This is a genomic window from Bacteroidales bacterium (assembly GCA_029210725.1).
In the GTDB taxonomy this organism is placed as follows: domain Bacteria; phylum Bacteroidota; class Bacteroidia; order Bacteroidales.
In genome coordinates this window covers 1-9,674 of the sequence record JARGFM010000054.1, presented here as the reverse complement: position 1 = coordinate 9,674, position 9,674 = coordinate 1, and the positions used below count along the sequence as shown (strand labels likewise).

At 53.9% G+C, this 9,674-nt stretch carries 7 protein-coding genes; 5 read left to right on the top strand and 2 right to left on the bottom strand.

Translation table 11 applies throughout. The annotated features are described in order from the left end of the window. Positions 1-1,048, bottom strand: a 1,048-nt coding sequence (locus P1P86_16325; protein ID MDF1576753.1) for a 1-acyl-sn-glycerol-3-phosphate acyltransferase, incomplete at its 3' end; no start/stop codon positions are given. Between the two features lie 78 nt (positions 1,049-1,126). On the opposite strand from P1P86_16325, the gene P1P86_16320 reads away from it, so the two are divergent. The 5 genes from P1P86_16320 to P1P86_16300 all read left to right on the top strand — a co-directional run bounded on the left by P1P86_16320 (position 1,127) and on the right by P1P86_16300 (position 8,210). Next, on the top strand, positions 1,127-2,227 hold the full coding sequence (locus P1P86_16320; protein ID MDF1576752.1) for a VOC family protein: 1,101 nt from the start codon (positions 1,127-1,129) through the stop codon (positions 2,225-2,227). Positions 2,228-2,318: 91 nt separating this feature from the next. Further along, complete coding sequence (locus P1P86_16315) at positions 2,319-4,601, top strand: hypothetical protein (GenBank protein MDF1576751.1); 2,283 nt, start codon at positions 2,319-2,321, stop codon at positions 4,599-4,601. A 181-nt stretch (positions 4,602-4,782) separates the two neighbouring features. Further along, entirely contained in the window at positions 4,783-6,558 is a 1,776-nt protein-coding gene (locus P1P86_16310; GenBank protein MDF1576750.1) for a chloride channel protein, read from the top strand. A 183-nt stretch (positions 6,559-6,741) separates the two neighbouring features. Further along, a complete protein-coding gene (locus P1P86_16305) occupies positions 6,742-7,794 on the top strand; it encodes a hypothetical protein (protein MDF1576749.1) in 1,053 nt (350 codons plus the stop codon). After that, the gene (locus P1P86_16300) at positions 7,791-8,210 is read left to right on the top strand and encodes a hypothetical protein (GenBank protein ID MDF1576748.1); all 420 of its coding nucleotides are present in this window, start codon (positions 7,791-7,793) and stop codon (positions 8,208-8,210) included. Before P1P86_16305 ends, P1P86_16300 begins: the two co-directional genes overlap by 4 nt. Before the next feature lie 43 nt (positions 8,211-8,253). On the opposite strand, the gene P1P86_16295 is transcribed toward P1P86_16300, so the two are convergent. Next, the coding region (locus P1P86_16295) for a hypothetical protein (protein MDF1576747.1) at positions 8,254-9,674 on the bottom strand (1,421 nt) is incomplete at its 5' end.

Genomic DNA, 9,674 nt, shown 5'->3' with positions numbered 1-9,674 from the left:
CGATCGCCCCGGGAGACTCCGTGGACATCCGGGTTTCGATCGCCCCGGGAGACTCCAAGGACATCCGGGTTTCGATCGCCCCGGGAGACTCCAAGGACATCCGGGTTTCGATCGCCCCGGAGCCAGCTGCTTCCGTGGCCTCTTCAGTGTCCGGATCCGCTTCCGTGGCCTCTTCAGTGTCCGGATCCGCTTCCGGGGCCTTCTCCATCAGCGCCTCCAGCCTGCCGATCAGCTCCTTGTCGGCTTTGAAGCGGTCGCTCAGCCGCTTTCCCTCCAGGCCCATCTCCGCCCGCATGGTTTCATTATAAATACCCTTCAGGACGTAAATGGCCTTATAGTGCTCCTCGTTGCGGATGTCAATCATCAGCGGACTCAGCTCCCCGGCCAGCCTCAACTTCAGGGCGTTGATGGCCCGGGCACTGTTCTCCTGAAACTGCTCCCAGTACTCCGAAATCTCAATGGGTTTGCCGTAATTGATATACAGGGAGGTATTCTGCTTGACATAATCGCCAAAATCGAGACCCACGGGAACGATCTTTACAAACGCTTTGCTGCCTGCCTCCTCCTGGGCCTGGAGGGCGATCCGGAAAATCCCCTTGACAATGGTGCGCAGCTTCCGCTGGTGCCCGTGGTTCCCCTCGGGCATAACACAGAGGTAGTGCTTGTTTTTCAGTACATTAACCGCGATATCAAAGATATCGGCGTTCTTGCCCAGCTCGGAGGCCCCGTCGCGCTGCCGGAACACGGGGAGGATCTTCAGACTGTTCAGGAGAAAAGCCAGAAAACGCTTATTAAAAATATCGGCACGGGCCAGGAACACCACGTCGCCGGGTGCCGAAAAAAGTACGATCAGGGCATCCATCAGGGCATTCTGGTGATTGGGCGCAAAAATCACCGGGGCATTCCTGGGAATATTCTCCCTGCCCCGGATCTCCACTTTTCCGTAATAGTGGAAAAAGAAGATCTTGGTATAGGGATAGATGAGATAATAGATCAGGTTTCTGATATGGATACCACGCCGGGCACCACGAACCCGTTTCTTGGTCATAGGGTAAAGGGCTTAGTTCGTTTCAAAGATAGTTTTTTCTCCTAAAAACCATGAAAACACCTATCTTTGCACATTAATATGAAAAACAGAAGAATTCTACACAGAAAATACATCTCCGGCATCCAGCAGATAGGCATTGGCGTGAGTAATTTTGGCGAGGCCTGGAAATGGTATATTCCCAACTTTGGGATGGATATCCGCATGTTTGAAGAAAAAGCCATTGCCGAGTATATGCTGCCCCATACCGACGGAAAACCCTGGGAGCGGCATGCCGGACTGGCCATGAATATCATGGGGGGCGGCGGTTTCGAGATCTGGCAGCACACCCAGCGGACCCCCCTGGCCCCCGCCTTCGAGCTGCAGCTGGGCGACCTGGGGATCATTGCCGGGAAGATCAAATCGACCAATGTGCCCGCAGCCTACAAGCACCTGAAAGATGCCAACCGCCTCAGCGAAATCGTGAAGGACCCCACCGGGCGTAAGACCTTCTTTTTAAAAGACCCCTTCAACAATATCTGGCAGGTGGTGGAGGAGCCCTCCATCTTTAAGAATCTGCGCAAGCCCACGGGCGGATCCTTCGGGGTGACCATTGGTACCACAAATCCCGAAAAGGCCATGGAGCTCTACAGCGATATCCTGGGATATAATGTGGTGGCCTTCGATGAAGAGGGCAGCTTTGACGATCTCAGGGGCCTTCCGGGGGGGACGGGCAGGTTCCGCAGGATCCTTCTGCAGCACAGCGAAAACCGGAAAGGACCCTTCTCCAGGCTGTTCGGTCCCACCGAGATCGAACTGCTTCAGGCCCTGGACCGCACCCCTGAGAAAATCTACAAGGACCGCATCTGGGGCGACCTGGGCTTTATTCATATCTGTTTCGATATCCTCAATATGAAAGTGCTCAAGGAGGAGTGCAGCGAAAATGGCTTCCCCTTTACCGTGGATTCGGACATCCATCCCAGTGGCAAACCCTTCGATATGGGCGAGGCCGCCGGCCATTTTGCCTACGTGGAGGACCCCGACGGGACCCTGATCGAGTTTGTGGAAACCCACAAAATACCGATTACCAAACGCTTTGGCTGGTACATCAATCTCTGGAAACGCAAGGATGTGACCAAACCTCTGCCCAACTGGATCCTGCGAAAGGTCCGGTACATGAAGGCCAAGCCGCATAAGATGTAACATTCCCGCTCCGCATACTGGACTTGTTTGGAAGTTTGTTGTAACTTGATCGTTATTTGCGATTTACGTATCCTAAAACACCACAACAAGCATGTGCTTCCTGCAAAAAATCCTTTCCGCTCTGGCGATGGCCTTCCTGTGTCTTAGCCTGAGCAACGGCCAGAGCACGCCCTGGCAGAACATCGGACCCTACGTAGGCTATATCAACAGCATGGCCATGGATATGTCCCACCCCGACACCCTCTATGCCGCCACCCCCAGTGGCCTCTATCAATCGGTCAATGCCGCCGGGAACTGGACCCAGCTGGACCTGAGCGTGAGCGAGGTGGAGCAGGTGGTCGTATCCCAGGCGGACCCGGCCCATATTCTCTGCTTCACCGAGTATACGCTCTACCAGAGCATCGATTACGGGATTCACTGGGAGCCCATCTGGGACGATACCGTCCGGATCGAAACCGCGGGCTACAATCCGGAAAATCCGCGGACCATTGTGCTGGGCACGGACAAGCGCTACACCACGGCCGGCTGGGACTATTTCGCCGAGACCCCCTGCTTTTTCAGAAGCAGCAACGGGGGAGACTCCTGGAACGAGGTTCATTTTACCGGGGCGGGCATCAGCGAGATGCCCAACAGTGTGAAACAGATTCTGATCGATCCCTCCGACACCCTGAAAATCTACGTGGGAACGGAAAATTCGGACGGCGGCGGCATCTATTACAGTCACAACAACGGCACCGATTGGGCCAATGCCGGATTGTTCGGGACCAATGAAGAAGTATACGCCCTGGCCTGCACCCCTGCCGGCTATGCGGATCATACCCTGTGTGCCATTTCTTACGAAACCGATATGTTCGACCGGACCCTCTTTATCAGCAAAAATGCCGGATTAAGCTGGGAGGAGCAAAGCCCGCCCTCCTCCTTTGACCTGGTTTCCAATGTGAATTACGAGAGCACCCTGTTTATCAGCGACAACATGCCCGATTACGTACAGGTGGGAATGGAGTACGAGTACGAGGATGTCACCTCCTCGGTGGCCGCCTATTCGATCTCCGGGGATACCTGGTACTACCGGGTCGGAGCTCCCCACAGTTTTCCCACCTCCATTCTGATAAGCGGCGATGCCGATTATCTGGCCTTTGCCAACAAAGGAATCTATCAATACATGGAGGCAACGGAAACCTGGGCTTCCAGGAACCATGGTATTTTACCTGCGGAAATCCTGGATATGGCGGGTTATCCGGACTCGCCCGGGAAAATGCTGGTGGCCATCGAAAACAATGTGTACCGCACCCTTGACCAGGGACAATCCTGGCAAGTACTTGGCGAAACCAATACCAGCAGGAACAGTGTCTTTATCAAGCACGGGGATCCGGACAAACTCTTTGCCGGCACAAAACAGAGCGCTTATATCCCCCAGGGCAGCTCCTATTATATCTATAAGAGTGAAAACGGAGGCGACAGCTGGGACGGTCAGTCGCTCTTTACAAACTGGTCCATGTACGATGCCAAATGGTGGTCGACGGAAATTACCGGGCCCACGGACCATCCGGATGTGATCTTCATCGGGATAGACGGGGCCGGCCTGAGCTACGATGGCTTTTATAAAACAGAGAATGGCGGAGGATCATGGAGCCACAAGAGCCACACCGGAGTTTCGGCCATTGCCATGGACCCTGTGGACCAGGAGATCGTTTACCAGGGGACTTCCAATCTGGGATATGTCCTGCGGTCGGAAGACGCGGGAGATACCTGGGAGCGTATCAGTCCCGGCGGTGACTACTCCTTCGCGGGCACGGTCAGGGATCTGGCCGTGGATTCAGAACACCAGGTATTTGCAGCCACCTCATCGGGCCTGTCCCAATGGGAAGGAGATACCGTCTGGACGCTGGTCGGATCCTTTCCATCCCTGCAGACCAACGCGCTGGCTTTTGATAATTTTCAGGAGTCTCCGGTCTATTATGTGGGCACCGAAGACCAGGGGGTATACCTCTCCAAAGACGGCGGAACCACCTGGTCGTCCTATAATCAGGGTTTGGAACGCCGGAACATCGACAGGCTCGAAATCAACCAGGCTTCCCCCGGCTCTCTTTATGCAGGCACCAGGAACGGCGGTGTCTGGATCACCGGACTGGCGGAAGTGAACACCTCCCATTGGCACAGTTGCCACAAAGGGAAACGAATCTGCTGGTTTATCCCAATCCAGGTACAGGCAGTTTCCATATTCGCTCCGGCAATGATTCAGGCCTGCAGGGCTCGGTCCGGATCACCAGTCTCCTGGGCCAGGTGGTTTATGCCGATCCGCAGGTGGAAATCCCGGCCGGACAAAGCCACTCCATCCGCATGGATCAAATCGCCCCGGGTTGCTATATTCTGATCTTTGAAAACAGGCACGGGACGCTGAGCAGAAAGATCCTGGTGGAAAAGAAGTAAAAGACGTACAATCTGTTTCAGGCTCATGAAAAATTCTTTTGAAGCTCATTTTTCAGGCAAAATTGAGCTACATTTGCCGGCGCAATGAGCTCCAAACAGGCCATAATTCATGATGGCGTGAAGCAATGAAGATTTCAACCGTACGAAGACGCTTACTTAGAATTGTCAGGCAGATCAGGCACCGGCAGCTGATGCTGGCCCTGAGTGTGCTCATCGGGCTGCTGTCGGGAACCGCCGCCGCACTTCTGAAGAACCTCACCCACTTTGTGGAACTGAAATCCAGGTCGTGGCTGCTGGGCGACCATTCCACGGAACCCGGCTTCCTCCTGCCCCTGGGAGGGATCCTGCTTACCATGCTTTTTGTGAGATACCTGCTCAAACAGGATATCGGTCACGGCATCAGCAAGATCCTCTTTGCCATCTCCAAACGGAAAGGGCACCTGAAGGCCCACAACACCTGGAGTTCCATGGTGGCCAGTTCGCTCACCGTGGGACTGGGCGGATCGGTGGGACTGGAGGCCCCCATCGTGCTTACCGGCTCGTCCATCGGATCCAGCATCGGTCACCTCCTCCGGCTCAACTACAAATCGGTGGTGCTGCTGGTGGGCTGCGGCGCAGCCGGGGCCATTGCAGGGATCTTCAAGGCCCCCATTGCAGCGCTGATCTTCTCTTTCGAAGTACTGATGCTGGACCTGACCACCTGGTCGATGGTACCGCTGCTGCTCGCGTCGGTCACCGCGGCCATCGTCTCCTACTTCCTGCTGGGCGAGCAGGTGGTTTTTGCCTTCACCATCAGTGAGCCCTTTGCCATACAAAACCTCCCCTTCTACATCCTGCTGGGAGTGTTTACCGGGCTGGTCTCGCTCTACTTTACCCGGATGAACAACCTGGTGGAGCATACCATGGGAAAAATCAGGCACGGACTGCTTCGCACCCTCACCGGGGGCTTTCTGGTCTCGGTGCTGATCTTCCTGCTGCCCCAGCTCTTCGGGGAAGGCTACATCACCCTGCGCTCCCTGCTGACGGGACATTCCACCACACTCTTTGACGGTACCCTTTTTGAAGGGATTATCGGGAACAACAGCTATTACATCATTATCTTCTTCCTGCTGCTGATCTTCTTCAAGGTGATTGCCATGGCCCTGACCACCGGCAGCGGCGGAGTGGGAGGCATCTTCGCCCCTGCCCTCTTTGTGGGAGGCATGAGCGGGGCCACCCTGGCCAAAGCGGTCAATTTGTTTACACCCGTAAGCATTTCCGAGAACAACTTCTCCCTGGTGGGAATGGCCGGAGTGATGGCCGGAGTGATGCATGCCCCCCTGACCGCCATCTTCCTGATCGCGGAGATCACCGGGGGGTATACCCTGTTTATCCCCCTGATCGTGACGGCCACCATTTCCTACGTGACCATCCTGGCCTTCGAGAAACAGTCGGTTTACACCATGCGCCTGGCCCAGCGGGGCGAGCTGATGACCCATCACAAGGACAAGGCCGTTCTGAGCATTTTGTCGGTGGATGAGGTGCTGGAAAAGGACTTTAAAAAGGTGAAGGCCGGGGAGAACCTGGGTGGGCTGGTCAGGGCGATCTCCAAATCAAAGCGAAACATCTTCCCGGTAGTCAACGACGAGCAGGAGCTGGTGGGGGTCATCAGCCTGGATGACGTGCGGGATATCATCTTCAATACCGAACTTTACGACAAGGTGGAGATCGCCGAGATCATGCAGATCCCGCCGGCTGTCATCGACCGGAAAGAAAAAATGGAAAAGGTGCTGGAGATCTTCGAGGAGACCGGCGCCTGGAACCTGCCGGTCACCGACCAGGGCAAATACCTGGGCTTTATCTCCCGCTCCAAGATCTTCTCCTCCTACCGCAAACTGCTGCAGGAGTTCTCGGACGACTGAGCCATCCGGTATTTCAGGTAAAATACATGATCACATAGATTTTTCTGAACCAATATCCTGAATTGAAATCTGACAGAGTAATTTTCCTGCAGTATGAGACCCTTTACAGGCAGCTACCGGCACTATAGTTGCAACTTTCAATTGTAGTCGCATGTTTAAATTAAAAGTCGCAACTTTGTTTCTGTGAAAACGATCAGTTATTCAAAAAAGCCAAAAGGCGCCGGGAACTATGAGCCAGATGCCATTTATGAAGATACGCTTTTCGAGTTTGCCTATAAGCTGCATAATATCAGAGGAGTACAATCAGTATTGGTAAGCCTGGCTAAGGTTCTGGCCGAACAAGTAGAGAAAAATGCGATGCTTCTTCTTAATGATTCCAGGATAAGTCCCAAGCGTTTGCGAGATGAGTGGAAGGCAATGAGCCGGATCTTTCACCCCGGCATCTTTTCCCGTTTAGGTATCATAAGGTTTGCCAATGGAAAGCAATCAGCATACATGGGTATTGCTGATGATAGTATCCTTCAGGTGGCCCAGGTGATCCGCGAAAAACTGCATTTTGAAAGAAAGTCAAGCCTCGAAAGGAAAAAACAGGATGCTTATTATGAGATTCTTCATGCATTACTTGTAAACTGGTTCCGAAAGACTGGTCCACTTCAAATCAAGCAATTGTCAGAAGTAACCGGATATTCTTATCCCACTATAGGGACAGCCCTTGGCAGGATCGAAAAAGTCCTGATCAGGCACACTGACAGAAGGATTGAGTTAAGGTCCTTCCCCACGGAAGAATGGTTCAGATTGGTATCAAAATCCAGGGAAATCAGACAAAGTAAGGGCTATACAGCAAACCACCAAAGACCTGTAGAGCAGTTACTGGACAGACTCCGTCAGCATAATGATAAGGATCTGGCGCTTGGAGGGATTATGGGCGCCAGGAATTACATGCCGGGGATCAACCTGATTGGCATTCACCGGCTTGACCTTTCTTTTCATAACTGGCAGGAAAATCGGATCGAAGATATGATCCACCAACTGGATCCGGGATTAAGGGAAGCAAGATCAGGAGAACTGCCTCAGCTTGTAACACACCGTCTGTTCACCACTGACTCTTTCTTCCAGGCTTCCAACGAAGGGTACTATGCCGACGAGGTGGACTGCCTGTTAGATCTTCATGAAGCCAAGCTGGAAGGTCAGGCTACCGAATTCCTGGATCATTTAAAAAGAAATGCCACTGCATGAACAAAGTGAATCCCTCCGAAGTACTTAAGCAGGTCTCAGATGTCATTCCAGAAAACTGTCGTGAAAACATCATTATCATTGGCAGCCTGGCAGCCTCCGCAGCCTATTCCAGTGATAAAAAAGTAATGGCCGTTCAGACAAAAGATATCAGTTGTCTCATAAGGCCCCATGCCAAGGCTGCTAAAAAAGGTAGTGCCATTGCCGCCCTGTTTAAGGAGGAATGGAAGGAACTGGCGGGACGTGCGGGCAAGGGACTCCGGATGTTGTTGCAGAGTCCTGATGATTTGGAAGAAGCACATTATACCTGCCGGTATGGTTTGCTTTCATCCTATCCGGTAAGCGAAGATGACCTCAGAGAAGTGGGAGAACGCCTCCTGGGCGATGCAGTCAAAATGCTGGAGGATCAAGTCTCCTAAAGATAGTCAGATCGGGTGCGAACTTGCCTGGAAAACGTTTGCTTTAAGTCAGATGGGAGATCAGGGACTCTATCGCCTCATCCATCTCCGGCATCTGCTCGACCCATTCGACCCTGCACCCGGCCTTCTCCAGGATCTCCGGCAGAATCTCAAACAGCAGATCCGTGCGGATCTCGATCTTCGAGGGCCGGTGGCCGGATTGTACCAGCTCCCCGAGAACGCGTTGCGGAAGGGATTCGTACATCGACCGGAGGTCGGGTTGCGGTACCAGGATGGAGCTGCTCCTGACCAGGCCGTTTCCCTTTTCGACCATCAAGAGCACAAAAGGGAAGTAAGCCCTGCTGCCCTTCTCTTTCACCGGAGCGGGCAGCATAAAGAGATCGAGCTGAAGGACCTGGCTTGCTTCCGGAAGCCGGGAGAGTGCAGTGGGTGTTTTGGGATCTATATTCACCGAATAGCTTGGCTCGCCCCGGCGGCGGTCAGGGACGAGGTAATGGTCCTTCCACCCGAACCTGGGTCCTTTCCCCGTGGGAACACGGACCAGCAGGGTGGCATCGGGGTCCCCGTCGCGCAATAAATACTGGGTTTCCCCCAAGGCCCTTTCCAGTACCAGGAGGGTCTGCTTCAGCACCAGGTACAACTCGGTGAGGGTCTCCCTGGAGGGATACACCGGCAGGCAGCCCGGAACAAACTCCCCGAACTGTGGCCAGTTGCCCTTCCCCCGGAAGCTCTTCCCGGATTTTCTGATGGCCGCAAGATCCTCCTTTTCCAGCTCCTCCCGGTCTACAAAGGAGAGCATCAGGTGCGGGATGCAGATGGGATTCCCGATCATGGTGGAGGCCCGGAGCATGCTTTTCTCAGAAATTCCCGGGCGGGTCAGCTCTCCGACATGTGCACTGTAATCCAGAAAACCGGTCAGTCCCTCGTACCCCTTATAGAAAGAGAGCGCCCTGAACTCCCCCTCGTTTCCCATCACACTCACAAAATAGACCCTATCGGTGCCGGGCACCTGCACCCCGAACATTTCGGTTTCGTACAGAACCTCCCAGGGAGCCAGCCTGCGGATCTCATCCGCCATCATGTACAGGTGAAGGTCAAAGAGCAGTTTATCGTCGGAGTTCAGCAGGCGGATCCCCTCCCCGGTCTGCACCGGTAATTGTTTTGAAGCCGCCGGCTGTTTTTTACCGGGGGCCGGCTGACTATTTGGGGAAAACGGGGATTTTCCGGGAGATTTTCCGGGAGATATCTCCTCAGGACGCGGTATGTTTTCCAGTCTATCCATCACCGATTCCACCAAACTGCGGGCGGTTTCCGGATCCACTCCTGTTAAACGGGCGGCCTCCTCAATATCAGGGGTATTCCCTGCATTGATATCGGTCATCACCAGGGCCATCAGGGCATTGAGATCCGCCAGAGTCTTATCCTTTTCAGGATCGCGCTCCTCCCGGAACAGGTCGTGGTACT

Excerpts from the sequence above, each read along its gene's own strand:
- P1P86_16320 (MDF1576752.1), top strand. The coding sequence starts at position 1,127 with ATGAAAAACAGAAGAATTCTACACAGAAAATACATCTCCGGCATCCAG.
- P1P86_16315 (MDF1576751.1), top strand. The coding sequence starts at position 2,319 with ATGTGCTTCCTGCAAAAAATCCTTTCCGCTCTGGCGATGGCCTTCCTG.
- P1P86_16310 (MDF1576750.1), top strand. The coding sequence starts at position 4,783 with ATGAAGATTTCAACCGTACGAAGACGCTTACTTAGAATTGTCAGGCAG.
- P1P86_16300 (MDF1576748.1), top strand. The coding sequence starts at position 7,791 with ATGAACAAAGTGAATCCCTCCGAAGTACTTAAGCAGGTCTCAGATGTC.